At 60.6% G+C, this 26,913-nt stretch carries 28 protein-coding genes; 12 read left to right on the top strand and 16 right to left on the bottom strand.

The window, feature by feature from the left end:
• Positions 1-23: 23 nt before the first annotated feature.
• A complete protein-coding gene (locus tag CAF73_RS08815) occupies positions 24-1,244 on the top strand; it encodes a glycosyltransferase family 1 protein (protein ID WP_085702485.1) in 1,221 nt (406 codons plus the stop codon).
• Here CAF73_RS08815 and CAF73_RS08810 read toward each other — a convergent pair.
• The 3 genes from CAF73_RS08810 to CAF73_RS08800 all read right to left on the bottom strand — a co-directional run bounded on the left by CAF73_RS08810 (position 1,213) and on the right by CAF73_RS08800 (position 3,564).
• On the bottom strand, positions 1,213-2,316 hold the full coding sequence (locus CAF73_RS08810) for an NADH:flavin oxidoreductase (RefSeq protein ID WP_085698480.1): 1,104 nt from the start codon (positions 2,314-2,316) through the stop codon (positions 1,213-1,215). The genes CAF73_RS08815 and CAF73_RS08810 overlap by 32 nt on opposite strands.
• 157 nt (positions 2,317-2,473) lie before the next feature.
• On the bottom strand, positions 2,474-2,956 hold the full coding sequence (locus CAF73_RS08805) for a glutathione peroxidase (protein ID WP_007959082.1): 483 nt from the start codon (positions 2,954-2,956) through the stop codon (positions 2,474-2,476).
• Positions 2,957-3,078: 122 nt separating this feature from the next.
• Positions 3,079-3,564, bottom strand: coding sequence for a peptidylprolyl isomerase (locus tag CAF73_RS08800; protein ID WP_085698479.1), 486 nt, complete (start codon positions 3,562-3,564; stop codon positions 3,079-3,081).
• On the opposite strand from CAF73_RS08800, the gene CAF73_RS08795 reads away from it, so the two are divergent.
• From CAF73_RS08795 to CAF73_RS08785, 3 genes are read left to right on the top strand one after another with little or no spacing between them, the layout of a single operon-like run.
• Positions 3,533-3,871: a DUF3565 domain-containing protein gene (locus CAF73_RS08795; RefSeq protein ID WP_227234467.1), complete on the top strand. Its 339-nt coding sequence runs from the start codon at positions 3,533-3,535 to the stop codon at positions 3,869-3,871. The genes CAF73_RS08800 and CAF73_RS08795 overlap by 32 nt on opposite strands.
• 60 nt (positions 3,872-3,931) lie before the next feature.
• Positions 3,932-6,031 (top strand): phosphate acetyltransferase, encoded by a 2,100-nt coding sequence (gene pta, locus CAF73_RS08790; protein ID WP_085702484.1) that lies wholly within the window; start codon positions 3,932-3,934, stop codon positions 6,029-6,031.
• Between the two features lie 4 nt (positions 6,032-6,035).
• Positions 6,036-6,941 carry an acyltransferase gene (locus CAF73_RS08785; RefSeq protein WP_085702483.1) on the top strand — a complete coding sequence of 302 codons (906 nt, stop codon included), beginning with the start codon at positions 6,036-6,038 and terminating at the stop codon, positions 6,939-6,941.
• A 163-nt stretch (positions 6,942-7,104) separates the two neighbouring features.
• Here the strand turns inward: CAF73_RS08785 and cysN are convergent, their stop codons facing one another.
• From cysN to CAF73_RS08770, 3 genes are all read right to left on the bottom strand, one after another.
• Entirely contained in the window at positions 7,105-9,003 is a 1,899-nt protein-coding gene (cysN, locus tag CAF73_RS08780; protein WP_085698476.1) for a sulfate adenylyltransferase subunit CysN, read from the bottom strand.
• A 9-nt stretch (positions 9,004-9,012) separates the two neighbouring features.
• Positions 9,013-9,930, bottom strand: coding sequence for a sulfate adenylyltransferase subunit CysD (gene cysD / locus CAF73_RS08775; RefSeq protein ID WP_007953546.1), 918 nt, complete (start codon positions 9,928-9,930; stop codon positions 9,013-9,015).
• A 249-nt stretch (positions 9,931-10,179) separates the two neighbouring features.
• Positions 10,180-10,938: a Nif3-like dinuclear metal center hexameric protein gene (locus CAF73_RS08770; RefSeq protein WP_085702482.1), complete on the bottom strand. Its 759-nt coding sequence runs from the start codon at positions 10,936-10,938 to the stop codon at positions 10,180-10,182.
• 103 nt (positions 10,939-11,041) lie between these two features.
• Between CAF73_RS08770 and algW the strand changes: the two genes are divergently transcribed.
• The 3 genes from algW (at position 11,042) to CAF73_RS08755 (ending at position 15,124) form a co-directional block, all read left to right on the top strand.
• A complete protein-coding gene (algW, locus tag CAF73_RS08765; protein ID WP_085702481.1) occupies positions 11,042-12,199 on the top strand; it encodes a Do family serine endopeptidase AlgW in 1,158 nt (385 codons plus the stop codon).
• A gap of 87 nt (positions 12,200-12,286) precedes the next feature.
• The gene (locus CAF73_RS08760) at positions 12,287-14,392 is read left to right on the top strand and encodes a TonB-dependent siderophore receptor (RefSeq protein WP_085702480.1); all 2,106 of its coding nucleotides are present in this window, start codon (positions 12,287-12,289) and stop codon (positions 14,390-14,392) included.
• A gap of 12 nt (positions 14,393-14,404) precedes the next feature.
• Positions 14,405-15,124: a DUF4198 domain-containing protein gene (locus CAF73_RS08755; RefSeq protein WP_085702479.1), complete on the top strand. Its 720-nt coding sequence runs from the start codon at positions 14,405-14,407 to the stop codon at positions 15,122-15,124.
• A 48-nt stretch (positions 15,125-15,172) separates the two neighbouring features.
• Here CAF73_RS08755 and hisC read toward each other — a convergent pair whose 3' ends face one another.
• The 10 genes from hisC to CAF73_RS08705 form a co-directional block, all read right to left on the bottom strand.
• Positions 15,173-16,225: a histidinol-phosphate transaminase gene (hisC, locus tag CAF73_RS08750; protein ID WP_085698471.1), complete on the bottom strand. Its 1,053-nt coding sequence runs from the start codon at positions 16,223-16,225 to the stop codon at positions 15,173-15,175.
• 2 nt (positions 16,226-16,227) lie between these two features.
• Positions 16,228-17,553 (bottom strand): histidinol dehydrogenase, encoded by a 1,326-nt coding sequence (hisD, locus tag CAF73_RS08745; RefSeq protein WP_085702478.1) that lies wholly within the window; start codon positions 17,551-17,553, stop codon positions 16,228-16,230.
• A gap of 125 nt (positions 17,554-17,678) precedes the next feature.
• Complete coding sequence (gene hisG, locus CAF73_RS08740) at positions 17,679-18,314, bottom strand: ATP phosphoribosyltransferase (RefSeq protein ID WP_065260859.1); 636 nt, start codon at positions 18,312-18,314, stop codon at positions 17,679-17,681.
• Positions 18,315-18,441: 127 nt separating this feature from the next.
• On the bottom strand, positions 18,442-19,707 hold the full coding sequence (gene murA, locus CAF73_RS08735; protein WP_085698469.1) for a UDP-N-acetylglucosamine 1-carboxyvinyltransferase: 1,266 nt from the start codon (positions 19,705-19,707) through the stop codon (positions 18,442-18,444).
• A gap of 22 nt (positions 19,708-19,729) precedes the next feature.
• Positions 19,730-19,969: a BolA family protein gene (locus tag CAF73_RS08730; RefSeq protein ID WP_039769303.1), complete on the bottom strand. Its 240-nt coding sequence runs from the start codon at positions 19,967-19,969 to the stop codon at positions 19,730-19,732.
• 115 nt (positions 19,970-20,084) lie between these two features.
• Entirely contained in the window at positions 20,085-20,390 is a 306-nt protein-coding gene (locus CAF73_RS08725) for a lipid asymmetry maintenance protein MlaB (protein ID WP_007953557.1), read from the bottom strand.
• Positions 20,387-21,037, bottom strand: coding sequence for a phospholipid-binding protein MlaC (locus tag CAF73_RS08720; RefSeq protein ID WP_085698467.1), 651 nt, complete (start codon positions 21,035-21,037; stop codon positions 20,387-20,389). Before CAF73_RS08720 ends, CAF73_RS08725 begins: the two co-directional genes overlap by 4 nt.
• 11 nt (positions 21,038-21,048) lie before the next feature.
• The gene (gene mlaD / locus CAF73_RS08715; RefSeq protein WP_085698466.1) at positions 21,049-21,516 is read right to left on the bottom strand and encodes an outer membrane lipid asymmetry maintenance protein MlaD; all 468 of its coding nucleotides are present in this window, start codon (positions 21,514-21,516) and stop codon (positions 21,049-21,051) included.
• Complete coding sequence (mlaE, locus tag CAF73_RS08710; protein WP_007953561.1) at positions 21,516-22,313, bottom strand: lipid asymmetry maintenance ABC transporter permease subunit MlaE; 798 nt, start codon at positions 22,311-22,313, stop codon at positions 21,516-21,518. The genes mlaD and mlaE overlap by 1 nt, the downstream gene beginning before the upstream one ends.
• Positions 22,313-23,125, bottom strand: a complete 813-nt coding sequence (locus tag CAF73_RS08705; RefSeq protein WP_007953564.1) for an ATP-binding cassette domain-containing protein — start codon at positions 23,123-23,125, stop codon at positions 22,313-22,315. Before CAF73_RS08705 ends, mlaE begins: the two co-directional genes overlap by 1 nt.
• 276 nt (positions 23,126-23,401) lie before the next feature.
• Between CAF73_RS08705 and CAF73_RS08700 the strand changes: the two genes are divergently transcribed.
• From CAF73_RS08700 to lptB, 5 genes are read left to right on the top strand one after another with little or no spacing between them, the layout of a single operon-like run.
• The gene (locus CAF73_RS08700) at positions 23,402-24,376 is read left to right on the top strand and encodes a KpsF/GutQ family sugar-phosphate isomerase (protein ID WP_085702477.1); all 975 of its coding nucleotides are present in this window, start codon (positions 23,402-23,404) and stop codon (positions 24,374-24,376) included.
• Positions 24,377-24,901: an HAD family hydrolase gene (locus CAF73_RS08695; RefSeq protein ID WP_085702476.1), complete on the top strand. Its 525-nt coding sequence runs from the start codon at positions 24,377-24,379 to the stop codon at positions 24,899-24,901.
• An 8-nt stretch (positions 24,902-24,909) separates the two neighbouring features.
• Positions 24,910-25,482, top strand: coding sequence for an LPS export ABC transporter periplasmic protein LptC (lptC, locus tag CAF73_RS08690; RefSeq protein WP_007953568.1), 573 nt, complete (start codon positions 24,910-24,912; stop codon positions 25,480-25,482).
• Entirely contained in the window at positions 25,469-26,014 is a 546-nt protein-coding gene (gene lptA, locus CAF73_RS08685; RefSeq protein WP_085698463.1) for a lipopolysaccharide transport periplasmic protein LptA, read from the top strand. Before lptC ends, lptA begins: the two co-directional genes overlap by 14 nt.
• Positions 26,014-26,739, top strand: coding sequence for an LPS export ABC transporter ATP-binding protein (gene lptB / locus CAF73_RS08680; protein ID WP_007953572.1), 726 nt, complete (start codon positions 26,014-26,016; stop codon positions 26,737-26,739). The genes lptA and lptB overlap by 1 nt, the downstream gene beginning before the upstream one ends.
• The last annotated feature ends 174 nt before the right edge of the window (positions 26,740-26,913 follow it).

The following is a 26,913-nucleotide window of genomic DNA, read 5'->3' as shown; positions in this document are numbered from 1 at the left end:
CATCGGAACGTCACAACCACGACATGGCCTCAGCCGACACTGAGGCCATGACGACAGCTCTACATATCACCCTCATCAGCGAAACCTTCCCACCGGAAATCAACGGCGTGGCCAATACCCTTGGCCGCTTGTGCGACGGTTTGCGCGCACGCGGGCATTGGGTGGAACTGGTGCGACCGCGTCAGGCTGACGATCCGCAGCGCAGTGAAGACGACGCCCTGCTGCTGTGCCGGGGCTGGCCGTTGCCAGGATATCCGGGACTGCAATGGGGCCAGTCGTCGATGCACAAGCTGTTGCGACGCTGGACGCGCCATCGCCCCGACGTGCTCTATATCGCCACCGAAGGTCCGCTCGGGCTGTCGGCGTTACGCGCGGCACGGCGCCTGGGGATTGCCGTGGTCAGTGGTTTTCATACCAACTTTCAGCAATACACCCACCAGTACGGGCTGGGCTTGCTGACGCGCTTGCTCACCCACTATCTGCGCTGGTTTCACAATCGTTCGGCCATGACCCTGGTGCCGAGCGTCAGCCAGCGCCTGGAGCTGGAGCGTCGGCACTTCGAGCGCCTGGCGCTGCTGTCCCGGGGTGTCGACAGTCAGTTGTTCCACCCGGCCAAACGCCTGAATGCCTTGCGTGAGCAATGGGGTCTTGGCGAGCGGGACATTGCTGTCATTCACGTAGGACGCCTGGCGCCGGAGAAAAACCTCGGCTTGCTCAAGCGCAGTTTCGAAAAGCTCGCCGGCACTTATCCACAGCGCAACCTGAAGCTGATCGTGGTCGGCGACGGACCGCAACGAATGGCACTGGAAAACGAACTGCCCGAGGCGATTTTCTGCGGCTCGCAACGGGGCGAAGCGCTGGCGGCGCACTATGCGTCGGGGGATGTGTTTCTGTTTCCGAGCCTGACCGAGACCTTTGGCAACGTCGTGCTGGAAGCGCTGGCCTCAGGCCTTGGGGTGGTGTCTTACGATCAGGCCGCGGCGGCCCAGCATATTCGCCATGGCTACAACGGCGTGCTGGCAATGCCCGGAGATGAAGAGGCGTTCTGCGAGGCAGCCGCATGGCTGCTGGAAGAAGACGAAAGGTTGCGCTGCGTACGCCTGAACGCACGCCAGCACGCCAGCCGCCAGGGTTGGGCGGCCATCGTCGAACAGTTTGAAAACCATTTGCTGGGGGCTTGCCGCGACCTGCACGACAAGCCTCCCACATCGATCAAACCAGCGTCATCAACGCCTCACGGCTGAACGGCAGAATGTCCTGCTCGCGGCCTTCGCGCACTTTCTGCGCCCAGTCCGGATCGACCAGCAGCGCACGCCCCACTGCCACCAGATCGAACTCGTCGTTGTTTAGACGCTCCAGCAGTTTCTCCAGACTGGCCGGTTGCGCGACCTTATCGGTGTTGACCATGAACTGCAGGAACTCGCCATCGAGGCCGACGCTGCCGACGGTGATGGTTGGTTTGCCGGTCAGCTTGCGTGTCCAGCCGGCCAGGTTCAGGTCGGAGCCGTCAAACTCAGGCTCCCAGAAACGGCGCGTCGAGCAGTGGAAAATATCCACCCCGGCGTCGGACAACGGCTTGAGGAATTCACCCAGTGCCTCAGAGGTTTGCACCAGACGCGCGGTGTAGTCCTGCTGTTTCCACTGCGAGAAACGGAAGATGATCGGGAAGCCTTCGCCCACCGCCGCACGCACAGCCTGAATCAGCTCGATGGCGAAACGCGAACGGTTGGCCAGGCTGCCACCGTATTCGTCGGTGCGCTGGTTGCTGCCTTCCCAGAAGAACTGGTCGATCAGGTAACCGTGGGCGCCGTGGATTTCCACGCCGTCCATGCCGATGCTTTGGGCATCTTTCGCCGCTTGGGCGAAGGCTGCGATCACGTCCTGAATGTCCTGCCTGGTCATGCCGTGCACCACGACCTGACCGTCCTTGAGTTTTTCCGACGGGCCATAACCCGGCACGCTCGCGTCCGGCTCGGTGCCCAGACGGCGCACATTGCCGACGTGCCAGAGTTGCGGAACGATCTTGCCGCCTTCGGCGTGTACCGCATCCACGACTTTCTTCCAGCCGGCCAAGGCTGCTTCACCGTAGAAGTGCGGCACGTTCGGGTAACCGTTGGATGCCTGATGGCCGACGGTGGTGCCTTCGGTAATGATCAGGCCGACACCGGCCGCCGCGCGACGACGGTAGTATTCGATCACTTTGGAATTGGGCACGCCGCCCGGAGAGAACGAACGGGTCATCGGCGCCATGACCACGCGGGTCGGCAGTTCGAGGGCACCGAGCTGGAACGGTTTGAACAGGGCTTGCACGGGCATGGGAAGCTCCACGAAAAATTGATCGACGGGCACGCAATTCATATGACGGCGATAATATGCGGAGTTTCAAACGCCCGATAGCACTATTGATCTGAATGATTAAGGGTCAAAAGGCAGGCAAAAAAAATCGCAGCTCAATGGCTGCGATTTTCGTGTTTCAACTCAGTGCTTTTTCAATCGCCGTAATCACCGAAGGATCATCCGGCGCCGTGCGCGGCGAGAAGCGGGCCAGTACCCGACCGTCCTTGCCGAGCAGGAATTTCTCGAAATTCCAGGTGATGTCACCGGGAAACTCCGCGCCCTCGCCCGCCAGCAGGCGGTACAGCTGATGACGGTCGTGACCGTTGACTTCGAGCTTTTTCGACAACGGAAAACTCACGCCATAGTTGAGGCTGCAGAATTCCTGGATCTCCTGCTCACTGCCCGGTTCCTGACCGGCAAACTGGTTGCACGGCAGGCCCAGCACACTGAAGCCTTTTCCTTTGTATTGCTGATAAAGGTTTTCCAGCGCCGCGTACTGTGGGGTCAAGCCGCATTTGGAGGCGACGTTGACCACCAGCACGACTTGGCCCTTGAAGGGTGCCAGCGGTAGCTCCTGACCATCCAGGGCTGTCAACTTAAGGTCGTGAAAAGCACTCATGACGAACTCCAGATTCCCGTGTTCTACTCGAAACAGCCACTTGGCGAGGGCACCAAGGACAGCCGCGGACTAAAAAGGCGCCCTCGGGCGCCTCTCCAGTTCTCTGAGCTTAGCGCAGAAAATCAGTGGTGATGGCCACCTTCGCCATGGACGTGACCATGAGCGATTTCTTCCTGGCTGGCGTCACGGATGGCAACGACCTTCACTTTGAAGTTCAGGCGCTGACCGGCCAGTGGGTGGTTGCCGTCGACGGTAACGTCGTCGCCGTCCAGGTCACGGATGGTGACGATCTGCATCTGGCCGTCCGGCGCCGAAGCGTGGAACTGCATGCCGACTTCCAGCTCGTCAACGCCTTCGAACATGCTGCGGCTCAGGGTGCTGACCAGTTCAGCGGCGTATTCGCCGTAGGCATCTTCCGGCTCGACGGACACTTCCAGCTCGTTGCCGACTTCTTTACCTTCCAGGGCTTTTTCCAGGCCCGGGATGATGTTGCCTGCGCCATGCAGGTAGACCAGCGGAGCGCCGCCGGCGGAGCTGTCGATGACCTCACCAGCGTCGTTGGTCAGGGTATAGTCGATGGAGACAGCCTTATTGGCGGCGATCAGCATGGGGCGAGACCTTTTGCATAAGAATGAAGAACGGACAAGTCTAAACAAGGATTTGCCCGAAAGCGAACAGAACCCGGACAGACGGGATCGATTGGCGCCCGTGACCGTCACCGGATTCCATCAGGACGAGGACGGCCACTGGGTCGCCGAGCTGTCCTGCGGCCATACCCAGCACCTGCGCCACCTCCCGCCCTGGCAGTCCCGGGCGTGGGTTCTGGACGCCACGCAACGCATTGAAAAAATAGGCCAACCCTTTGCTTGCGGTTGGTGCGCTCAAGCCTCGGTTAGCGATAACCTTGGCGACTGAATCTCGGCAGATCGGCACACAGAGACGATCGCCATTGCCATGCACCCTTAGAGAATCCGCATGCAAACTTTTTTTATCGCGCCCACCGACTTTGGTGTGGGTCTGACCTCCATCAGCCTCGGGCTGGTGCGTACGCTGGAACGGGCCGGGCTGAAAGTCGGCTTCTTCAAACCGATCGCCCAGCCGCATCCGGGCGACACCGGCCCTGAGCGCTCCACCGAACTGGTGGCCCGCACCCACGGCCTGAAACCGCCACAGCCACTGGGTCTGGCCCATGTCGAGCGGATGCTCGGCGACGGTCAGCTCGACGAGCTGCTCGAAGAAATCATCACCCTCTACCAGCAGGCAGCCATCGGCAAAGACGTGTTGGTCGTCGAAGGCATGGTGCCTACCCGCAGCGCCAGCTACGCCGCGCGGGTCAACCTGCACCTGGCCAAGAGCCTGGATGCCGAGGTGATACTGGTCTCGGCCCCGGAAAACGAAGTGCTGACCGAACTTTCCGGCCGCGTCGAGTTGCAGGCGCAACTGTTCGGCGGGCCGAAGGACCCGAAAGTCCTCGGCGTGATCCTCAACAAGGTCAAGACCGACGAGAGCATGGACGCCTTCGCTGCGCGCCTGAAAGAGCATTCGCCCTTGCTGCGCACCGGTGATTTCCGTCTGCTCGGCTGCATTCCGTTCCAGCCGGAACTCAACGCCCCGCGCACCCGCGATGTGGCCGACCTGATGGGCGCCCAGGTGCTCAACGCCGGCGACTACGAAACCCGGCGCATGACCAAGACCATCATTTGCGCGCGCACCATGCGCAACACTGTGGACCTGCTAAAGCCCGGCGTGCTGGTGGTGACTCCCGGCGATCGCGACGACATCATCCTCGCCGTCAGCCTCGCGGCCATCAACGGCGTGCCGCTGGCCGGTCTGCTGCTGACCAGCGACACCCTGCCCGATCCGCGCATCATGGACCTGTGCCGTGGTGCGTTGCAGGCTGGCTTGCCGGTGCTGTCGGTGAGCACCGGCTCCTACGACACCGCGAACCTGCTCAACGGCCTGAACAAGGAAATTCCCGTCGATGACCGTGAACGCGCGGAGATCATCACCGACTTCGTCGCCAGTCACCTGGACGCCAACTGGCTGCACCAGCGCTGCGGTACACCGCGGGAAATGCGCCTGTCGCCGGCGGTGTTCCGCTATCAATTGATTCAACGCGCGCAGGCTGCCAACAAGCGCATTGTCCTGCCCGAAGGCAGCGAGCCGCTCACCGTGCAAGCGGCCGCGATCTGCCAGGAACGCGGGATTGCCCGTTGCGTGTTGCTGGCCAAACCGGCGGATGTCGAAGCCGTCGCCCGGGCTCAGGGCATCGTCCTGCCGCCGGGGCTGGAAATCCTCGATCCGGATCTGATCCGCGAACGCTACGTCGAACCGATGGTCGCCCTGCGCAAGAGCAAAAGCCTCAACGCGCCGATGGCCGAGCAGCAACTGGAAGACACCGTGGTGATCGGCACCATGATGCTGGCGCTGGATGAAGTCGACGGCCTGGTTTCGGGCATCATCAACACCACCGCCAACACCATCCGCCCGGCCTTGCAGCTGATTAAAACGGCGCCGGGCTGCACGCTGGTGTCGTCGGTGTTCTTCATGCTGTTTCCCGAAGAAGTGCTGGTCTACGGCGACTGCGTGATGAACCCGCACCCGAGCGCCAGCGAACTGGCCGAAATCGCCCTGCAAAGCGCCGACTCGGCCGCCGCGTTCGGCATCACGCCACGGGTAGCGATGATCAGTTACTCCAGCGGCGAATCCGCCACCGGCGAAGAAGTCGAGAAGGTTCGCGAAGCCACCCTGCTCGCCCACGAACAACAGCACTCGCTGCTGATCGACGGCCCGTTGCAGTACGACGCCGCCGCCAACGAAACCGTGGCCCGGCAACTGGCGCCGAACAGCCAGGTGGCCGGTCGCGCCACGGTGTTCGTGTTCCCTGACCTGAACACCGGCAACACCACTCACAAGGCCGTGCAACGCAGTGCCGACTGCGTCAGCCTCGGCCCGATGCTGCAAGGCCTGCGCAAACCGGTGAACGATCTGCCGCGCGGCGCGCAGGTCGACGACATCGTCTACACCATTGCCCTGACCGCGATTCAGGCTGCCAACCGACCTCTGGATATCTGACCCGATGCTGGCTTTTCTCCCTGCCACCCTGCGCGGCGTTATCGCCGCGCTGCTGCTGGCGCTGAACACGATCCTGCTTTGCTCGTTCCTGTTTCTCGTGGCACTGATCAAAGTGCTGCCGTTCGACCTCGCACGCCGCGCATCGCGCTGGCTGATGAGCCACACTCACGAAGCCTGGATCAGTAACAACAAAGGCTGGATGAACCTGGTGCGCCGCACCCGCTGGCACCTCAGCGGCCTGCAAGGTCTGGACTATCAACACTCGTACCTGATCACCAGCAATCACCAGAGCTGGGTCGACATCCTGGTGCTGCAATACGTGCTCAACCGACGCATCCAGCCGCTGAAGTTTTTCCTTAAACAGGAGCTGATCTGGGTCCCGGTGATCGGTCTGGCGTGGTGGACGCTGGGCTTTCCATTCATGAAACGCTATTCGAAAGCCTATCTGGAAAAAAACCCGGAAAAGAAAGGCAAAGACCTGGAAACCACCCGCAAGACCTGCGCGAAATTCCGCGACAACCCGGTAGGGATTTTCAACTTCGCCGAAGGCACACGCTTCACCGAAGGCAAGCATGCGCAACAGCAGTCACCGTTCAAGTACCTGCTCAAGCCCAAGGCCGGCGGGATCGCCTTTGTGCTGGATGCGATGGGCGAACAGCTGGAGTCGATCGTCAACGTCACCATCCACTACCCCGGCGGACGCCCTGGCTTCTGGGATCTGTTGTGCGGCAACGTCCGAGACGTAGTGGTGCACTTCGAAGAGTTGAAAATTCCACCGCAGTTCATCGGCAAGAACTATGACCAGGACGGCGAGTATCGATTGCAGTTTCAGGGCTGGATCAATCAGCTGTGGCTGGACAAGGATGCGTTGCTGGAGCAGATGCACCGCGAATATCCACCCAAACACTGACCCCTGTGGGAGCGAGCAGGCTCGCTCCCACAGTTGATCGTTTGATCATTCCCACGCTCCGCGTGGGAACGATCACCCGGCACAAAAAAAGCCCGCCGATGATTGCTCATCGACGGGCTTTTTCTTGCCGCTTGAAACTGGAAGCTTGTCGCTGCTTCAGTGCTTAAATCGCGCCGCGCTGCCGCAACAGCTCCAGCACTTGCTTGACGCTTTCTTCCAGACTCAGCGACTGCGTGTCGATCACCAGGTCGGCGTTGAGCGGCACGTCGTACGGGAAGGATTCGCCCGGGATATTGTCGCCACCAGCGGCGTACAGCCCTTGCGGATCACGTTCGGCGCACACTGTCGGCGAGGCCTGCACGTAGACCGTCAGCAAGCGATCCTTGCCGATCAGTTCCTTGGCCTGCTCGCGACCTTCGGCACTTGGCGCAACGAACGCCGCCAGAGTCAGCAAACCGGCTTCGTTGAACTGACGCGCCACGTGCGCGGCACGACGCCAGTTCTCGGTACGCCCGGCGCGATCCTGCGGCAGACCTTTGTTCAGATCCTGACGCAGGTTCTGGCCATCGAGTACAAACACCGCGCGGCCCATGTCGAACAGCTTGCGTTCGACCGCATACGCCAAGGTGCTTTTGCCAGCGCCCGACAGGCCGCTGAACAGCACGGTAGCCGGTTGCTGACCGAAACGCTGAGCGCGCTCTTCGGTCGCTACATGGGCCATTTTGCCGTGGTGCGTGGCCGTACCGTGGGTCACTGGCTGAGCGACGATCATGCCGGCGCCGACGGTGCCGTTGGTCAAACGGTCGATAACGATGAACGCGCCGGTGGTGCGGTTGCTGTCGTAACCGTCGAGGGCGATCGGCGCGTCGAGCGCGATCTTCACCTTGCCGATTTCGTTGAGCTGCAACGCGCTCGCCGGGCCCTCTTCGAGGGTGTTGACGTCGACCTTGTTGACGATGCTGGCGATGGAGCCCGGCACGTAACTGGTAGCACGCTTGATGTCGTATTTCTTGCCCGGCAGCATCGGCTCTTCAGCCATCCACACCAGCATCGCTTCGAAGCTGTCGGTCACTGGCGGGACGTTGTCGGCGTGCACCAGCAGGTCGCCACGGGAAATGTCGATCTCGTCTTCCATGGTCAGCGTTACCGCTTGGCCGGGACCTGCGTGTTCCAGTTCACCTTCGAAGGTGACGATGGATTTCACGCGGCTGCTCTTGCCCGACGGCAGGACCACGACTTCGTCGCCCTTCTTGACGATGCCGCTGGCCAGGGTGCCGGCGAAACCGCGGAAGTTCAGGTTCGGACGGTTGACGTACTGCACCGGGAAACGCAGATCGGTGAAGTTGCGGTCGCCCGCCACTTCCACGGTCTCAAGGATTTCCATCAGCGACTGGCCGGTGTACCAAGGCGAGCGCTCGGACTTGTTCACCACGTTGTCGCCCTTCAGGGCGGACATCGGCACGAAATGCATGCTGGTAGGCTTCATCTTCAAGCCTTCGGCGAACTTCAGGTAGTCGGCCTTGATCGACTCGAACACGCCCTGATCGAAGCCCTTGAGGTCCATCTTGTTGATGGCGACAACGATGTGCTTGATGCCCAGCAGTGAGGCGATAAAGCTGTGGCGACGGGTCTGGGTCTGCACGCCGTAACGGGCGTCGACCAGGATGATCGCCAGGTCACAGGTGGACGCACCGGTGGCCATGTTGCGGGTGTACTGCTCATGGCCGGGGGTGTCGGCGATGATGAATTTGCGCTTGGCGGTGGAGAAATAGCGGTACGCGACATCGATGGTGATGCCCTGCTCGCGCTCGGCCTGCAGGCCGTCGACCAGCAATGCCAGGTCGATGTCGTCACCGGTGGTGCCGACTTTCTTCGAATCGCGGGTGATGGCTTCCAGGTGATCTTCGTAGATCATTTTCGAGTCGTGCAGCAGGCGCCCGATCAGGGTGCTCTTGCCGTCATCGACGTTACCGCAGGTCAAAAAGCGCAGCAGCTCTTTACGTTCGTGCTGGCCCAGGTAGGCGAGGATGTCCTCGCTGATCAAATCAGATGCGTGCGACATGACAGCCCCTTAGAAATAGCCTTGACGTTTCTTGTCTTCCATCGAGCCTGCGCCATCGTGGTCGATGACCCGGCCCTGGCGCTCGGAAGTTCGCGTCAGGAGCATTTCCTGAATGATGTCCGTCAGGCTTTCGGCCTCGGACTCCACCGCGCCCGTCAACGGGTAGCAGCCAAGGGTACGGAAACGCACTTTCTTTTTGACGATGCGCGCCTTGTCCTCGTCGGACAGGTGCTCGAGGATGCGCTCGTCGTCGATCATGATCAGCGTGCCGTTCTTCTCGATCACTTCGCGTTCGGCCGCGAAGTACAGCGGTACGATCGGGATGCCTTCTAGGTAGATGTACTGCCAGATGTCCAGCTCGGTCCAGTTCGACAGCGGGAACACACGAATGGATTCGCCCTTGTTGACCTTGCCGTTGTAGACGTTCCACAGCTCGGGACGCTGGTTCTTCGGGTCCCAGCGGTGCTTGCTGTCACGGAACGAGTAGACGCGCTCCTTGGCGCGGGACTTCTCTTCATCGCGACGGGCACCGCCGAAGGCTGCGTCGAAACCATGCTTGTCGAGCGCCTGCTTCAGGCCCTCGGTCTTCATGATGTCGGTGTGCTTGGCGCTGCCGTGGGTGAACGGGTTGATGCCCTGCGCAACGCCATCCGGGTTGACGTGGGTGATCAGATCCAGGCCCAGCTCTTCGACCATCTTGTCGCGGAACTTGTACATCTCCTGGAATTTCCAGCGGGTGTCGACGTGCATCACCGGAAACGGCAGTTTGCCCGGGAAGAACGCCTTGCGTGCCAGATGCAGCATCACGGCGGAGTCTTTACCGATGGAGTACAGCATCACCGGGTTGTCGAACTCGGCGGCCACCTCGCGGATGATGTGGATGCTTTCCGCCTCCAGCTGTTTCAGATGCGTCAGTTTGTCGACCATGGCTACTCACGAAAGCTTTCTTATGAACGGCCAGCGGGCCGTGTTCGAGCGTCGAATCCTAGCACAGCGACCTCTTCTAATCAGGACGCCAACTAGATCGAAAGGGCATATGAATATGCCCGCCCGTTCGGGTGATGAAAGCCAATGTGGGAGCGAGCTTGCTCGCGAAAGCGGTCTGCCATTCAACAATGATGGCGACTGATACTGTCTCTTCGCGAGCAAGCTCGCTCCCACAGGATTTGGGTGAAGTCAGATCGGATTCGGACAGTCGATGAAAATGTGCTCGAGGGCAAAACGCTTCGCCAGATAGTCGCCCAGCGCCTGCACGCCGTAGCGCTCGGTGGCGTGGTGGCCGGCGGCGATGAAGCTGATGTCGTTTTCCCGGGCGCTGTGGAATGTCTGCTCGGAGGCTTCGCCGCTGAGGAACAGATCGACGCCGGCGGCGATGGCATTGTCTATGTAGCCCTGACCGCCCCCGGTGCACCAGCCGACCCGACGAATCATCGCGCTGCCCTCGACCAGCAGCGGCTCGCGGCCCATGACTTCCTGCACTTTGCGGGCGAAGTCGCGCGGAGTCATGGGCTCGTTCAGCGAACCGACCAGACCGACGACCTTCAGGTTGTCCGGATCCAGCGGCCCCTCGACGGTGATGTCCAGCTGACGCGCAAGCTGCACGTTGTTGCCGACGTCCGGGTGCAGATCCAGCGGCAGGTGATAACCGAGCAGGCTGATATCGTGCTTGAGCAGCGTCTTCAGACGGCGCTGTTTCATGCCGGTGATGCACGGGTTCTCGCCCTTCCAGAAATAACCGTGATGCACCAGCACCAGATCGGCTTCGGCCTCGACGGCAGCATCGAGCAGCGCCTGGCTGGCGGTGACACCGCTGACGATGCGCATCACCTGCGGACGGCCTTCGACCTGCAGGCCGTTGGGGCAATAATCGGCAATTTTCGCACTGCCGAGGTAACGGTCGGCTTCTTCGACCAGGGTACTGAGGGCAACGGCCATGAAAGACTCCTGAAAATCCCGTTCAGAGGCGCGCGCGGCCTCGTATAATGCGCGACATTATGGGCGGTCTGACCCCGCCTGCAACTTTTCCAGGACGTGCTTAATGCTCAAGGCGCTGCGTTTTTTCGGCTGGCCGCTGTTGGCCGGCGTACTTATCGCTCTGTTGATTATTCAGCGTTACCCGCAGTGGGTCGGGCTTCCAAGCCTTGACGTCAACCTGCAACAGGCTCCGCAGACCACCAGCGTGCAGCAGGGGCCGGTGTCCTATGCCGACGCGGTGACCATCGCCGCGCCTTCAGTGGTCAACCTCTACACCACCAAAGTCATCGCCAAACCGGCGCATCCGTTGTTCGAGGATCCGCAGTTCCGCCGCTTCTTCGGTGACAATTCGCCGAAGCAGAAACGCATGGAGTCCAGCCTCGGTTCCGGCGTGATCATGAGCCCGGAAGGCTACATTCTGACCAACAACCACGTTACCAGTGGCGCCGACCAGATCGTCGTGGCGCTCAAGGACGGTCGCGAAACCCTGGCCCGGGTGATCGGCAGCGATCCGGAAACCGACCTCGCCGTCCTGAAGATCGATCTCAAAAACCTGCCGTCGATCACCGTCGGCCGTTCCGACAACATCCGCATCGGCGACGTCGCACTGGCCATCGGCAACCCGTTCGGCGTCGGCCAGACCGTGACCATGGGCATCATCAGCGCCACCGGCCGCAATCAGCTGGGCCTGAACAACTACGAAGACTTCATTCAGACCGACGCCGCGATCAACCCGGGCAACTCCGGCGGCGCGCTGGTAGACGCCAACGGTAACCTCACCGGCATCAACACCGCGATCTTCTCCAAGTCCGGCGGCTCGCAAGGCATCGGCTTCGCAATCCCGGTGAAACTGGCGATGGAAGTGATGAAATCGATCATCGAGCACGGTCAGGTGATTCGCGGCTGGCTCGGCATTGAAGTGCAGCCGCTGACCCAGGAACTGGCCGAGTCGTTTGGCCTGTCCGGGCGCCCGGGAATCGTGGTGGCGGGCATTTTCCGCGACGGCCCGGCACAGAAGGCCGGCTTGCAACTGGGTGATGTGATCCTGAGCATCGACGGCGAACCGGCCGGTGATGGCCGTAAGTCGATGAACCAGGTAGCGCGAATCAAACCGACCGACAAGGTCACGATTCAGGTGATGCGCAATGGCAAGGAGTTGAAGCTGACCGCTGAAATCGGCCTGCGTCCGCCGCCAGCGCCGGTGCAAGAGAAAGAAGAGTAAGACTTTGTTCGCGCCAATGGCGCGAATAACAGACATTCTCAACGGGCATGTTATATTGTTTCAATTAATACATTGGAACAACATAACATGTCGTCTCGAAAAAAGGCTTCTCTGCTCGGCCTGACCCTTGGCCTGCTTGGCGATCCCGTGTTTGCCGATGAACCGCAAACGCTTGAACTCGATACCATCAGCGTCACCTCCGATTACGAATCCCCTACCGGTCCGGTCAAAGGGTACCGCGCTACGCGCTCGTCCAGCGCCACCAAAACCGACACCGCAATCCGCGATATTCCACAGGCCATCAGCGTGGTGCCCGCCACCGTACTCAAGGATCTGGGTAGCACCAGCGTCGAACGTGCGCTGGAATTCGCCGGTGGCGTGTCGAAGCAAAACAACTTCGGCGGCCTGACGCTTTACGAATACAGTGTGCGCGGCTTCACTACCTCCGAGTTTTACCAGGACGGCTTCAGCGCCAACCGTGGCTACCCGAGCATACCCGACGCTGCCAACATCGAGCGCATCGAAGTGCTCAAAGGACCAGCCGCCAGCCTGTACGGCCGAGGCGATCCGGGTGGCACGGTAAACATCGTCACCAAAAAACCGCAGCCCGAAGCGTTTACTACCCTGCAAACCAGTGCCGGCAGTTGGGATCGTTATCGCACCGCGCTGGACGTCAACACGCCGCTGGATGATCAGGGAGATGTGCTGTCGCGGATCAACCTCGCGGTCGAGGACAACAACAGTTTTCGCGACCACGTCGACAGTAAACGTGTATTCGTCGCCCCCTCTTTCAGTTGGCAGTTGAACCCGGACACCAGCCTGCTGGTGGAGAGCGAATTCGTACGTCATAGCTCGACCTTCGACCGCGGCATTGTTGCGCCAAACAATAAATGGAGCGGCGTCTCGCGTTCGACATTCCTGGGTGAACCGAACGACGGCAACATCGACAACCACAACAACAGACTGCAAGCCACGCTTGAGCACCACCTCAACGATGCCTGGAAACTGCGCCTGGCCAGCCACTACAAGGAAGGCAAACTCTGGGGATTCGCCTCTGAAAGCCGTCCTTTGAATGCCGATGGCCACTCAGTCAACCGCCGCTATCGCGAACGCGATACCAACTGGCACGACAGCATCACCCAGTTGGAACTGCGCGGTCTGTTCGACCTTGGCACCTGGCAGCACGAACTGCTGATCGGCAGCGAGTACGAGAACTTCCGCAAGAACGAGCGCGTCACCAACATCGCCGGCAGGCCTTACGCCATCGATATCTATAACCCGGTATACGGCCAGCCCAAACCCAACGGTGCACGCTCCGGCACGGACTTCTTCGAACACGTCGAAAGCCGTGCGCTGAACCTGCAGGATCAAATCGTCTTCAGCGAAAAACTGCGTGGGATGATCGGGGCGCGATTGGAGCACTTTGAGCAAAACATCGATGACCACAGCCGCAACACCACCAGCCGCCAGACCCACGATGCGCTCACTCAACGTGCCGGCCTGCTCTATCAACTGACACCGGACATCGGCCTGTTCGCCAACGCCTCGACCTCATTCAAACCGAACAACGGCCTCGATGCGGCTGGCAAATCCTTCGATCCGGAGGAAGGTGTGGGTTACGAAATCGGGATCAAGAACGAGCTGTTCGACGAACGGTTAAGCAGCACCCTCGCCTTCTTCCATATCGACAAGGAAAACGTCCTCGCCCTCGACCCGGGCACCGACACCAGCCGCGCCATGGGCAAGGCCCGCAGCCGGGGTTTCGATCTGCAAGTCACCGGGCAAGTCACCGACGCCGTCAGGGTGATCGGCGCTTTCGCCTGGATCGACGCCGAAGTGACCAAGGGGGATGCCGCGATCCCCGCCGGTAGCCGCATCCTCGGGGTCGCCAAACGCAGCGGCAGCCTGCTGGGTGTCTACGAGTTTCAGGACGGCCGCTTGCGCGGCTCGGATATCGGCGCGGCGTTCACCTATGTCGGTGACCGCTCGGGTGAATCCGGCAGCGATTTCGAGCTGCCGGCCTATCACACCGTTGACCTGCTGGCCCATTACAAGGCCAGCGACAAAATCACCGTCGGCCTGAACCTGAACAACCTGTTCGACGAAAAGTATTACGAGCGCTCGTACAGCAACTACTGGGTCAACCCCGGCGAGCCGCGCAATTTCACGGTCAGCCTGACACTCAACCTGTAAAAGGACGTCTCCATGCAATACGGCAAATCCCTGCTGTTCATCGCCGCGCTCTTCGCCACTCACGCCTCGGCCCATGGTTTGTGGACCGAACAACGGCGCGGCAATATCGAAGTCGTCTACGGACACGGTGCCGAGGACAATGCATTCAAACCGCAGAAAGTCAGCGGAGCGTGGGCCTATGACGCAAGCGGCAAGATGATTCCCGTCAGCGTGCAGCGCCTGGCGGATCATGCCCGCCTGCAACCGTTGAAGCCGCCAGCGGTGTTGGCCGTGGCCCTGAACAATGGCATGTGGTCGCAAACCGCTGACAAAAAATGGATCAACGAGGGTCGCAGTAAAGTCCCGGGCGCCATTGAGTCGACCGAGACCCTCAAGTACAGCCTGGCGATTTATCAGCCGGGAGCGAAGTTGCCCAAACTGGATCAGATCAAATTACTGATTCTGCCGGAGGTCGATCCGCTGACCGTCGGGCCGGGGAAATCATTGCCGGTGCGGGTGTTGCTGGATGGCAAACCGGCCGCGGGCGTGAAGTTGATCGGTGACTACCGCAGCGCGCCGAATACCTTGAGCACTGAAACCGACAAGGACGGCCGCGCTCAGGTGCTGGTGCGTAATGAGGGATTGAATGTGATTGCGGCGCAGGTGGAAGTGCCGGTGAAGGACAGTGCAGAGGTGAGCAGCAGAGGGTTGTTCAGTTCGTTGACGTTCCTTGGCGAGCCGCATCACGAATAAACCAGCGCTGATCCCTGCGGGACTGAACCCACAGGGATCAGCGTCGTTTCAGAGTTCGCCCAGACCGTCGATCAACGCCTGATTCTGTTCCGGCGTGCCGATCGAGATCCGCAGGAACTGGGCAATCCGCTCCTGTTTGAAATGGCGCACGATCACGCCCTGTTCACGCAGTTTGGCCGCCAGCCCCGCCGCATCGTGTTGCGGATGCCGGGCGAAGATGAAGTTGGCCGCTGACGGCAGCACTTCAAAACCTTTGGCCTGCAACTGCGCAACCACCCACTCGCGACTCTCTATGACCAGTGCGCAGGTCTTGTCGAAGTACTCGCGATCCTCGAACGCTGCCGCCGCGCCGACATTGGCCATGCGATCGATCGGGTAGGAGTTGAAGCTGTTCTTGATCCGCTCCAGCGCCTCGATCAGATCCGGATGGCCGACCGCCAGACCGACCCGCAGGCCCGCCAGCGAACGGGATTTGGACAGGGTCTGGGTGACCAGCAGGTTCGGATAACGCTCGACCAGACTGATCGCGGTTTCGCCGCCGAAGTCGATGTAGGCCTCGTCGACCACCACCACTGAATCCGGGCTGGCCTTGAGGATCTGCTCGACCGCTTCCAGCGCCAGCAGGCAACCGGTCGGCGCGTTCGGGTTGGGGAAGATAATCCCGCCGTTCGGTTTGGCGTAGTCGGCCGGGTTGATCCGGAACTGCGCATCCAGCGGCACCGCGTCGAACGTGATGCCGTAGAGACCGCAGTAGACCGGATAGAAGCTGTAGCTGATGTCCGGGAACAGGATCGGCTGATCGTGTTGCAACAGGCCGTGAAAGATGTGCGCCAGCACTTCATCCGAACCGTTGCCGAGGAACACCTGATTGCTCTGCACGCCGTAGTATTCGGCGACAGCGTTTTTCAGCCGGTCGCTGTTCGGATCCGGATACAGACGCAGGTTGTCGTTGAGTTCGGCCTGCATCGCCGCCAAGGCTTTTGGCGACGGGCCGTACGGGTTTTCGTTGGTGTTGAGCTTGACCAGACGGGTCAGCTTCGGCTGCTCGCCTGGCACGTAAGGCACCAGATCCTTGACGAACGGGCTCCAGAATTTGCTCATGTTCAGTTCCCCTTCACGTCGTCTTTGATGCGGTATTCGGCGCTGCGCGCGTGGGCGCTCAAGGATTCGCCACGGGCCAGGATCGATGCAGTCTTGCCCAGTTCCGAAGCACCGGCCTCGGAGCAGAAGATGATCGACGAACGTTTCTGGAAGTCATACACGCCCAGCGGCGAGGAGAAACGCGCAGTGCCGGAGGTCGGCAGCACGTGGTTCGGACCGGCGCAGTAGTCGCCCAGCGCTTCGGAGGTGTGACGCCCCATGAAGATCGCGCCGGCGTGGCGGATCTGCGGCAGCCAGGCCTGCGGGTCGGCGACCGACAGTTCAAGGTGTTCCGGGGCGATACGGTTGGCGACTTCGATGGCCTGGGCCATGTCGCGCACGTGAATCAGGGCGCCACGGCCATTGATCGAGGTTTCTATGATGGTGGCGCGATCCATGGTCGGCAGCAGTTTGTCGATGCTGGCGGCAACCTTGTCGAGGAATTCGGCGTCCGGGCTGACCAGGATTGCCTGGGCGTCTTCATCGTGCTCGGCCTGGGAAAACAGGTCCATGGCGATCCAGTCCGGATCGGTCTGGCCGTCGCATACCACGAGGATTTCCGACGGGCCGGCGATCATGTCGATGCCGACCTGACCGAACACGTGACGCTTGGCAGTGGCGACGTAGATGTTGCCCGGGCCGACAACCTTGTCCACCTGCGGCACGCTTTCGGTGCCATAGGCCAACGCGGCAACGGCTTGCGCGCCACCGATGGTGAACACCCGGTCAACACCGGCAATGCACGCTGCTGCCAGCACCAGTTCGTTGACTTCACCGCGCGGGGTCGGCACCACCATGACCACTTCGGCCACGCCGGCAACCTTGGCCGGAATCGCGTTCATCAATACCGATGACGGATACGACGCCTTGCCGCCCGGCACGTACAGACCGGCGCGATCCAGTGGCGTGACTTTCTGGCCCAGCACCGTGCCGTCGGCTTCGGTGTAGCTCCAGGAATCCTGCTTCTGTTTTTCGTGATAGCTGCGCACGCGGGCCGCCGCTTTTTCCAGCGCTTCGCGTTGCGGGACAGTGATGCGGGTCAGGGCCAGTTCCAGGCGCTCGCGCGGCAGGATCAGGTCCGCCATCGAAGTGACTTCCAGGCCATCGAATTTCTGGGTGAACTCGACCAGCGCCGCGTCACCGCGCTCGCGCACAGCCTTGATGATGTCCAGCACCCGCTGATTGACCGAGTCGTCAGACACACTTTCCCAGCTCAGCAGATGATCCAGATGATGCGCGAAATCCGGGTCAGCAGCGTTGAGTCGGCGAATTGCAGTCGGTGCGGTCATAGCGAGAGCCTCATAGGAATGGCAAAAAACTCAGGCGCCCGAAATTACCATTCGATCCGCTTGGGCACCTGAGATTCTGGCTATGAGGCGGATAGACGGGCGCGACTTAACGTCGCGCAGGTACATCAGCCGCGGTGTCGAGACTCCACTGCCTTGCGCAGGGTGTCGATCAACGCCTGGATTCGGGCGTGTTGCATTTTCATCGAAGCTTTATTGACCACCAGACGCGAGCTGATCGTGGCGATCAGTTCCTGGGGTTCCAGGCCGTTGGCGCGCAGGGTGTTGCCGGTGTCGACCACGTCGATGATCTTGTCGGCCAGGCCGATCAGCGGTGCCAGCTCCATCGAGCCATAAAGCTTGATGATGTCGACCTGACGGCCCTGCTCGGCGTAGTAGCGCTTGGCGACATTGACGAATTTGGTGGCGACGCGCAGGCGGCCCTTGGGCTCGACGGCGCCGACCTTGCCGGCAGTCATCAGCTTGCACCGGGCAATCTGCAGATCCAGCGGCTCGTACAGACCCTGGCCGGTGTATTCCATCAGCACGTCTTTACCGGCAACGCCGAGGTCGGCCGCGCCATGCTCGACATAGGTCGGCACGTCGGTGGCCCGCACGATCAACAGGCGAACGTCTTCCTGGGTCGTGGGGATGATCAGCTTGCGGCTCTTGTCCGGATTCTCGGTCGGCACGATGCCCGCTTCGGCGAGAAGCGGCAGGGTGTCGTCAAGGATGCGGCCCTTGGACAGTGCGATGGTCAACATGGGAAACGTCAGTCCTTATCAAGGTACTCATGTCCGGTCGCAATCGGCGCCGGACATACATCGAGGGCGTTGCCACCCCCGATCAAAACGAATTCAACGGACACTTCCCTGTGTCCAGATGCAGCGACTAGCCCGGAACGCGACGGATCTTCGCGCCCAGCATCTGCAGTTTTTCCTCGATGCATTCGTAACCACGGTCGATGTGGTAGATGCGGTCGATCAGGGTATCGCCTTCGGCCATCAGGGCCGAGATCACCAGACTGGCCGAGGCCCGCAGGTCGGTTGCCATCACTGGCGCGCCCTTCAGGATTTCAGTACCGGTCACGATGGCCGTATTGCCTTCGACCTGGATCTTGGCGCCCATGCGGTGCAGTTCGTACACATGCATGAAGCGGTTTTCGAAGATCGTCTCGATCACGGCACCGGTGCCTTCGGCAATGGCGTTGAGCGAGATGAACTGCGCCTGCATGTCGGTCGGGAACGCCGGGTACGGCGCAGTGCGCACGTTGACCGCTTTCGGGCGCTTGCCGTGCATGTTCAGCTCGATCCAGTCTTCACCGGTGGTGACTTCTGCGCCGGACTCACGGAGTTTTTCCAGAACGGCTTCAAGGATGGTCGGATCAGTGTCCTTGACCTTCACGCGGCCACCGGTGACCGCAGCAGCCACCAGGTAGGTGCCGGTTTCGATACGGTCAGGCATGACCTTATAGAAAGCCGAACCTAGACGCTCGACGCCGTCGATGGTGATGGTGTCGGTACCGGCACCGGATACCTTGGCACCCATGGCGTTGAGGAAGTTCGCCAGGTCGACGACTTCCGGCTCGCGAGCGGCGTTCTGCAGCACGCTGCGGCCCTTGGCCAGAGCAGCGGCCATCATGATGTTCTCGGTACCGGTCACGCTGACGGTATCGAAGAAGAAGTGCGCGCCACGCAGGCCGCCTTCAGGCGCCTTGGCCTTGATGTAGCCGCCTTCGACGTCGATGACCGCGCCCATGGCTTCCAGGCCACGGATGTGCAGGTCGACCGGACGCGAACCGATGGCGCAGCCGCCAGGCAGTGCGACTTCGGCTTCACCGAAACGCGCAACCATCGGACCCAGTACCAGGATCGAGGCGCGCATGGTTTTCACCAGCTCGTACGGAGCGACCAGGGTCTTGATGGTGCGCGGGTCGATTTCGACGCTGAGCTTTTCGTCGATCACAGGCTCGATGCCCATGCGACCGAACAGCTCGATCATGGTGGTGATGTCGTGCAGGTGCGGCAGGTTGCCAACGGTTACCGGGCCATCGCACAGCAGGGTGGCGGCCAGGATCGGCAGGGCGGAGTTCTTCGCCCCGGAGATGCGGATCTCGCCATCAAGACGAGCGCCACCGGTAATTATCAATTTATCCATAAGAATCTCGACGCCCTAGGGCTCAGGTGCGCTCGGCCCAGGCCGCGCTGCTGAAAAATTTCATAGTGACCGCATGGATGCTGCCATCGGCGATCCAAGGGTTCAAATGGGCATAGATGCTTTGCTGACGCTTGACCGGGCTCAACGCCGCCAGTTCATCACTAATCACGTTCAGCTGAAAGTTGCAGCCTTCGCCTTCAACTTCCACCAGCGTTCCTGGCAGCTTTCCTTCAAGGAAGCTCTTCACTTCTACGGCCTGCATGCTCAACCTCAATCGGCGCCCTGTGCGCACGGGTCGGACATCATACAAAAAAGCCCCGCGCCTGCGAACCCCGCTGCGCAGGACTCTGACGGGGGGCTTCTCTATTGATGCGGATTCAGGGTTGCGCCAAAAGCTCGGTCAGCTCGCTGACCTGAGCAATTTCGCGCATGTCTTCGGGCATCCCGCGAATACTGACCGCCTTGCCGGCGGCCTTCGCATCGCGAATGAAGCACAGCAGCAGCGACAGACCGACGCTGCTGGACTTCTCCACCGCCGAGCAATCGATCACCAATGCCGGGGCATTGCACGACTTGATCAGCGCCCGGCCCTGCTCGCGCAGATCGGGCCCGGTGCGGTAATCCAGCACGCCACTGAGCTGCAGCTCACTGGCTTCATCCAGACGAATGGCCGACTCGGTCATTGGGCAGGCTTCTCGTTCTGCTCGGCCGACTGCTTGGCCTTGGCGACTTCCCCGGCCCAGCCGTTGATGGTCTTGTCCAGGTCGTTGCCATTGCGCTGCATCGCGTCGGCGAACTGGTCACGGAACAGCTTGCCGATGTTGATGCCGTTGATGATGACGTTGCGCAGTTTCCACTCGCCGTTGATCTTCTCCAGGGTGTACGACACCGGATAGATCGCGCCGTTGTTGCCCTTGACGGTCATGCCGACGCTGGTGCGGTCGCCAGACTCGTCCTTGGGCGCATCAACGGTAATGCCCTGATTGTTGTACTCGAGCAGCGCATTGCCGTAGAACTGGAACAGGCCGCGCTTGAAGTTTTCCTCGAAGGTCTTCATCTGCGCCGGGGTTGCCTTGCGCGAATACTTGACCGTCATGATGCTCTTGGAAATGCCTTCGGCATCTACCACAGGGCCGACGATGGTGTTCAGCGCCGTGTAGAAATCCTGTGGATCCTGCTTGTACTTCTCTTTATTGGCCGACAGATCGGCGAGCATCCGGTTTGTGGTGTCCTGAACCAGATCGTGCGCCGACTGTACCGCCACGGCGTTAGCCACCAGCGGCAGCGCCGCAAGCAACACCAACAGGCCACGTCGCAAGGTAGAGATCATTCAAAAGCTCCTCATTTGGCGTCTTTGCTAACGGTATTGAGCAGGAATTTACCGATCAGGTCTTCCAGTACCAGAGACGACTGCGTGTCGTGGATGGTTCCACCATCCTTGAGCAGGGTGTCTTCCCCGCCCACGCTGATACCGATGTATTTCTCGCCCAGCAGACCCGCAGTCAGGATAGATGCTGTGGAGTCGGTCGGCAGGTTGTCGACGCTTTTATCCACTTGCAGGGTCACCCGACCGGTGAAGCTGTCGCGGTCCAGATCGATCGCGGTGACCTTGCCGATCGTCACACCCGCCATGGTCACTTTGGCTCTGACCGTCAAACCGGCGATATTGTCGAAATACGCGTAAAGCTTGTAAGTATCGGTGGTCGAAGTCGGAGAAAGGCCACTGACCCGCAAAGCGAGCAGCAACAAAGCCAGGATCCCTGCCAGCAGGAACAGGCCGACACCGATTTCCAGGGTGCGGTTTTGCATCAGAAATCTCCAAACATCAAAGCGGTCAGAATAAAGTCCAGGCCGAGTACTGCCAGCGAGGCGTAAACCACGGTCTTGGTGGTGGCACGGCTGATTCCCTCGGAAGTGGGTTCGCAGTCATAGCCTTGAAATACGGCGATCCAGGTGACGACAAAAGCGAATACTGCACTTTTGATGATGCCGTTGAGCACATCGTCACCGAAGCTCACGCTGTTCTGCATGTTCGACCAGTAGGAACCTTCGTAGACGCCCAGCCAGTCGACGGCGACCCACGAACCGCCCCAGATGCCGACCACGCTGAAAATCATCGCCAGCACCGGCAGGGAAATGAAGCCGGCCCACAGACGCGGGGCGATGATGTACTTGAGCGGGTCGACCCCGATCATTTCCAGGCTGGACAGCTGCTCGGTGGACTTCATGTTGCCGATTTCCGCCGTCAGCGCCGAACCGGCACGACCGGCGAACAACAGCGCGGTCACCACCGGCCCCAACTCACGCAGCAGGGTCAGCGCCACCATCTGCCCGACAGCCTGCTCCGAGCCGTAGCTCGACAGGATGTTGAAGCCCTGCAGCGCCAGCACCATGCCGATGAAGATCCCGGACACCACGATGATCACCAGCGACATCACGCCGACGGAATGCAACTGCTTGACCAGCAGACCAAAACCGCCGCCGATGCCGCCCCGCCCGAGCAAGGCATGAAACAGGAACAGGGTCGAACGCCCGAACACTGCGACGCTGTCGATGCCGGCGAGGCCGAAACGACGCACACGCTCCATTAAAGTAATTCTGCGCATCAGCGGCGCTTCCCCAGAAGATCTGCGCGGTAATCCGGCGCTGGAAAGTGATACGGCACCGGGCCGTCGGGTTCACCGGTCATGAACTGGCGGATACGCGGATCGTCCGAACTCATCAGTTCATCCGGCGTGCCCTGCCCCAATACCTGGCCATCACCGACCACATAGATGTAGTCGGCAATGCTCGCGGTTTCGGCGAGATCGTGCGACACCACGATACTGGTGATTCCCAGGGCATCATTGAGCAGCCGGATCAGGCGAACCAGAACACCCATGGCGATCGGGTCCTGGCCGACGAACGGTTCGTCGTACATCAGGATCTGCGGATCGAGGGCAATGGCCCGGGCCAGGGCGACACGACGTTTCATGCCGCCAGACAGCTCATCAGGCATCAGCTCGATCGCACCGCGCAGGCCCACGGCCTGCAACTTGAGCAGCACGATGTCGCGAATCATCTCGTCCGGCAGATCGGTATGAACCCGCAGCGGAAAGGCGACGTTCTCGAACACGTCAAGATCGGTGAACAGCGCACCGCTCTGAAACAGCACGCCCATGTGCTTGCGCGCATCGAACAGATCGCTGCGCGACAGCTTCGGCAGGTTCTGGCCGTTGACCCAGACCTCGCCTTTGGATGGCCGCAACTGGGCGCCCATCAGGCGCAACAGTGTGGTCTTGCCACACCCGGAAGGTCCCATGATGCCGGTGACCTTGCCGCGCGGGATGCGGATATCGACGTTATTGAAAATGCTCCGCGCACCGCGCTTGAAGGAGACTCCCTTCAGCTCGACCGCGTAGGCGTTATCGGCACTCATCTAAACTCCTTGCGATGCAGCCTCTCACTCGGACACCTGGCTTTCTGGAGGAAAGCCCCTACATCCCGGGCAGGCCGAACTGGCGGCGAACTATATCACTGCAAAGGGCAAGCGCCCAAGGCCTGCACCGGCCTGCCTTCTGCGACTTGAAGGGCTTGAAGCCTTATTTACAGAGTTTTGGCAACAAGGAATGACAAAGCACGACGAACTTGCGTGAGGCTTTTCAACATAACCGCTATAATCGCCGCCTTTTCATCGGGCTATACGATTTCTGACATGAGCCAAACCAGCGACCTGATTCAATCGGCACAACGCACCGTCCGCCTCGAAGTGGAAGCCGTACAAGGCTTGTTGCCCCATATCGACGCCGATTTCGTACGCGCTTGCGAGATGATTCTGGCCAGCAAGGGCCGTGTTGTCGTGGTCGGCATGGGCAAGTCCGGACACATCGGCAACAAGATTGCCGCGACCCTGGCCAGCACCGGCACCCCGGCGTTTTTCGTGCACCCGGCCGAGGCCAGTCACGGCGACATGGGCATGATCACCCGTGACGACGTGATTCTGGCCCTGTCGAACTCCGGCTCCACCAACGAAATCGTTACCCTGCTGCCACTGATCAAACGCCTGGGCATCCAGCTGATCAGCGTCACCGGCAATCCGCAATCGCCGCTGGCCAAGGCTGCCGAGGTCAATCTCAACGTGCACGTCGAGCACGAAGCCTGCCCGCTGAACCTGGCGCCGACCTCCTCGACCACCGCCGCACTGGTCATGGGCGACGCCCTGGCCGTGGCGCTGCTGGAAGCGCGCGGCTTCACTGCCGAAGACTTCGCCTTTTCCCACCCGGGCGGCGCGCTGGGACGGCGCCTGCTGCTTAAAGTGGAAAATGTCATGCACGCTGGTCAGGAACTGCCGCAGGTACAGCGCGGCACCCTGCTCAAGGATGCATTGATGGAAATGACCCGCAAGGGCCTGGGCATGACCGTCATTCTTGAAACGGACGGCAAACTGGCCGGGATCTTCACTGACGGCGACCTGCGTCGCACCCTGGATCGCAGCATCGATATCCACAGCGCCACCATCGACCAGGTGATGACCGTGCACGGCAAGACCGCCCGCGCCGAGATGCTCGCCGCCGAGGCCCTGAAAATCATGGAAGACCACCGAATCAACGCACTGGTTGTCGTGGATGAAGAGGATCGCCCGGTCGGCGCCTTCAACCTCTCCGATCTGCTGCGCGCAGGAGTGATGTAAATGACCAACGATCTGCTGCAACGCGGCAAAGCCATCAAACTGGCGGTTTTCGACGTCGACGGTGTCCTCACCGACGGTCGCCTGTACTTCCTTGAAGACGGCAGCGAGTTCAAGACTTTCAATACGCTCGATGGCCAGGGCATCAAGATGCTGATGAACGCCGGCGTCCAGACCGCCATCATCAGCGGTCGCAAGACTCCAGTGGTCGAGCGCCGGGCAAAAAACCTCGGCATTGCGCACCTGTTTCAGGGCCGCGAAGACAAACTGGTCGTTCTCGACGGTCTTCTGGAGCAACTGGGCCTAAGCTATGAACAAGTGGCCTATCTCGGTGATGACCTGCCGGATCTGCCGGTGATCCGCCGCGTGGGGCTGGGCATGGCCGTAGCCAACGCCGCTGCATTCGTGCGCGAGCACGCCCATGGCGTGACCCAGGCCCGGGGCGGCGAAGGTGCCGCCCGCGAATTCTGCGAACTGATCCTGCGCGCCCAAGGCAGCCTCGACGCCGCCAACAACGCGTACCTGTGAGTCCAACCATGTTTAGCAAAAAGTTTCGCAACATCCTGCTGTTCGGTTGCATCGCAGCGATTTTCGGTGCGGTCGGCTACTGGAACATCAGCCCGGAGCGCTTCCTCGACAAACCGCCGGTTTCGGCAGAGGAAAGCCCGATCGACTGGTATGCGACCAATACACACACGATCCAGTACCTCGAAGACGGCAAAGTGCAGTACGAAATGACGTCCGACAAGGCTGAGCACGTCAAGGCGACCGACATTACACTGGTCACCAAGCCCGATCTGAACATGTTCCGTGGCACCGATTTTCCATGGCACGTAACCAGTGAACGCGGCGAAGTGAACTCCGGTGGCACCGAGGTCGAACTGATCGACTCGGTACGTGTCAAGCGCACCGACGAAAAGAACCGCGATACCCTGATCACCTCCACTCGCATGACGGTGTTCCCGCAGCAGCAATATGCGCAGACCCAGCAACCCGTTAGAATCGACGGCGCTGGCGGTGTATCGACTGGCGTAGGAATGAAAGCGTATTTGAAGGAAAGCAGGATACACCTGCTATCGAACGTAAGAGGACAGTATGAGGCTCGTTAAAACCCTCCCTATTTTGCTCAGTCTGGGCGCAGCACTGGGAAGCGTGAGCGCCTGGGCTCTGCCGAACGATCAAGAGCAGCCAATCCGCATTCAGGCCGACGATGCCCAGCTGGACGACAAGAACGGCGTTGCCACCTATAAAGGCGACGTGATCATCACCCAGGGTTCGATGGTCGTCAAAGGCAACACCGTGACCATGACCCGTGCGCCCAACGGCGACATCGACGTCGTGACTTCGGTTGGCAACCTCGCCTACTTCGAACAGTTGCAGACTGCCGGCGACACCAAACCCGTTCAGGGCTGGGGCGTGACCATTCAGTACCACGCACAGCAGAACCGCGTTGTACTGATCGACAAGGCCAAAGTCGTCGACAAGGACAACAACACCACTCAAGGCGAGAAAATCGTCTATGACACGGTGAAAAAACTGGCCAGCGCCGGTCGAGCCACTGGCAGCAAGGTCACCGAAGCGCGTCCGCGCATCGACATGGTGATCCAGCCGAAGAAGAAAACCGACGAGAAAACCCAGTAATGGCAACTCTGAAAGCTCAGCACCTGGCCAAGGCCTATAAAAGCCGCCAGGTCGTGCGCGACGTCAGCCTGTCGATCGACAGCGGTCAGATCGTCGGCCTGCTCGGCCCGAACGGCGCCGGCAAGACCACCTGTTTCTACATGATCGTCGGCCTGGTCCAGGCCGATCAGGGTCGCGTACTGATCGACGATCTGGACGTCAGCCACCAGCCGATGCACGGTCGCGCCAAGGCTGGTATCGGCTATCTGCCGCAGGAAGCGTCGATCTTCCGCAAACTGTCGGTCGCCGACAACATCATGGCCATCCTCGAGACCCGCCAGGAACTCGACAAGGCCGGTCGTCGCAAGGAGCTGGAAAGCCTGCTGCAGGAATTCCACATCAGCCACATCCGCGACAACCTTGGCATGAGCCTGTCCGGTGGTGAGCGCCGCCGGGTGGAAATCGCCCGCGCACTGGCCACGGCACCGAAGTTCATCCTGCTCGACGAACCGTTCGCGGGTGTCGACCCTATCTCGGTCGGCGACATCAAGCAGATCATCCACCACCTCAAGGCCAAGGGCATCGGTGTACTGATCACCGACCACAACGTCCGCGAGACGCTGGATATCTGCGAAACCGCCTACATCGTCAACGACGGCCAGTTGATCGCTGAAGGCGACTCCGCGACCATCCTCGCCAACGATCTGGTGAAGGAAGTCTACCTGGGTCACGAGTTCCGCCTGTAAGCAAGACGGCATTCGATCAGCCGTTCGGGTGCTGTAACGTTGAAGCGCTTTTTTATACGCTTTTATTGTTACAGCGCTCTAGGCAAACACGACAGTTTCAGGCATATAATTTGCTTAAGTTTGGCGCCCCGGCGCCCTGTAGTGGATGGCGCATAGCGCCGGCGAAAAAGGTGT

Source organism: Pseudomonas sp. B15(2017) (assembly GCF_002113215.1).
Classification (GTDB): Bacteria; Pseudomonadota; Gammaproteobacteria; order Pseudomonadales; family Pseudomonadaceae; genus Aquipseudomonas.
This window is presented reverse-complemented; position numbering and strand designations above follow the sequence as displayed.

What these genes read in the sequence shown, in the direction of transcription:
- CAF73_RS08815 (WP_085702485.1), top strand. Translation starts at nt 24, where the DNA reads ATGGCCTCAGCCGACACTGAGGCCATGACGACAGCTCTACATATCACC.
- CAF73_RS08810 (WP_085698480.1), bottom strand. Translation starts at nt 2,316, where the DNA reads ATGCCCGTGCAAGCCCTGTTCAAACCGTTCCAGCTCGGTGCCCTCGAA.
- CAF73_RS08805 (WP_007959082.1), bottom strand. Translation starts at nt 2,956, where the DNA reads ATGAGTGCTTTTCACGACCTTAAGTTGACAGCCCTGGATGGTCAGGAG.
- CAF73_RS08795 (WP_227234467.1), top strand. Translation starts at nt 3,533, where the DNA reads ATGGAGACAGCCTTATTGGCGGCGATCAGCATGGGGCGAGACCTTTTG.
- CAF73_RS08800 (WP_085698479.1), bottom strand. Translation starts at nt 3,564, where the DNA reads ATGCTGATCGCCGCCAATAAGGCTGTCTCCATCGACTATACCCTGACC.
- pta (WP_085702484.1), top strand. Translation starts at nt 3,932, where the DNA reads ATGCAAACTTTTTTTATCGCGCCCACCGACTTTGGTGTGGGTCTGACC.
- CAF73_RS08785 (WP_085702483.1), top strand. Translation starts at nt 6,036, where the DNA reads ATGCTGGCTTTTCTCCCTGCCACCCTGCGCGGCGTTATCGCCGCGCTG.
- cysN (WP_085698476.1), bottom strand. Translation starts at nt 9,003, where the DNA reads ATGTCGCACGCATCTGATTTGATCAGCGAGGACATCCTCGCCTACCTG.
- cysD (WP_007953546.1), bottom strand. Translation starts at nt 9,930, where the DNA reads ATGGTCGACAAACTGACGCATCTGAAACAGCTGGAGGCGGAAAGCATC.
- CAF73_RS08770 (WP_085702482.1), bottom strand. Translation starts at nt 10,938, where the DNA reads ATGGCCGTTGCCCTCAGTACCCTGGTCGAAGAAGCCGACCGTTACCTC.
- algW (WP_085702481.1), top strand. Translation starts at nt 11,042, where the DNA reads ATGCTCAAGGCGCTGCGTTTTTTCGGCTGGCCGCTGTTGGCCGGCGTA.
- CAF73_RS08760 (WP_085702480.1), top strand. Translation starts at nt 12,287, where the DNA reads ATGTCGTCTCGAAAAAAGGCTTCTCTGCTCGGCCTGACCCTTGGCCTG.
- CAF73_RS08755 (WP_085702479.1), top strand. Translation starts at nt 14,405, where the DNA reads ATGCAATACGGCAAATCCCTGCTGTTCATCGCCGCGCTCTTCGCCACT.
- hisC (WP_085698471.1), bottom strand. Translation starts at nt 16,225, where the DNA reads ATGAGCAAATTCTGGAGCCCGTTCGTCAAGGATCTGGTGCCTTACGTG.
- hisD (WP_085702478.1), bottom strand. Translation starts at nt 17,553, where the DNA reads ATGACCGCACCGACTGCAATTCGCCGACTCAACGCTGCTGACCCGGAT.
- hisG (WP_065260859.1), bottom strand. Translation starts at nt 18,314, where the DNA reads ATGTTGACCATCGCACTGTCCAAGGGCCGCATCCTTGACGACACCCTG.
- murA (WP_085698469.1), bottom strand. Translation starts at nt 19,707, where the DNA reads ATGGATAAATTGATAATTACCGGTGGCGCTCGTCTTGATGGCGAGATC.
- CAF73_RS08730 (WP_039769303.1), bottom strand. Translation starts at nt 19,969, where the DNA reads ATGCAGGCCGTAGAAGTGAAGAGCTTCCTTGAAGGAAAGCTGCCAGGA.
- CAF73_RS08725 (WP_007953557.1), bottom strand. Translation starts at nt 20,390, where the DNA reads ATGACCGAGTCGGCCATTCGTCTGGATGAAGCCAGTGAGCTGCAGCTC.
- CAF73_RS08720 (WP_085698467.1), bottom strand. Translation starts at nt 21,037, where the DNA reads ATGATCTCTACCTTGCGACGTGGCCTGTTGGTGTTGCTTGCGGCGCTG.
- mlaD (WP_085698466.1), bottom strand. Translation starts at nt 21,516, where the DNA reads ATGCAAAACCGCACCCTGGAAATCGGTGTCGGCCTGTTCCTGCTGGCA.
- mlaE (WP_007953561.1), bottom strand. Translation starts at nt 22,313, where the DNA reads ATGCGCAGAATTACTTTAATGGAGCGTGTGCGTCGTTTCGGCCTCGCC.
- CAF73_RS08705 (WP_007953564.1), bottom strand. Translation starts at nt 23,125, where the DNA reads ATGAGTGCCGATAACGCCTACGCGGTCGAGCTGAAGGGAGTCTCCTTC.
- CAF73_RS08700 (WP_085702477.1), top strand. Translation starts at nt 23,402, where the DNA reads ATGAGCCAAACCAGCGACCTGATTCAATCGGCACAACGCACCGTCCGC.
- CAF73_RS08695 (WP_085702476.1), top strand. Translation starts at nt 24,377, where the DNA reads ATGACCAACGATCTGCTGCAACGCGGCAAAGCCATCAAACTGGCGGTT.
- lptC (WP_007953568.1), top strand. Translation starts at nt 24,910, where the DNA reads ATGTTTAGCAAAAAGTTTCGCAACATCCTGCTGTTCGGTTGCATCGCA.
- lptA (WP_085698463.1), top strand. Translation starts at nt 25,469, where the DNA reads ATGAGGCTCGTTAAAACCCTCCCTATTTTGCTCAGTCTGGGCGCAGCA.
- lptB (WP_007953572.1), top strand. Translation starts at nt 26,014, where the DNA reads ATGGCAACTCTGAAAGCTCAGCACCTGGCCAAGGCCTATAAAAGCCGC.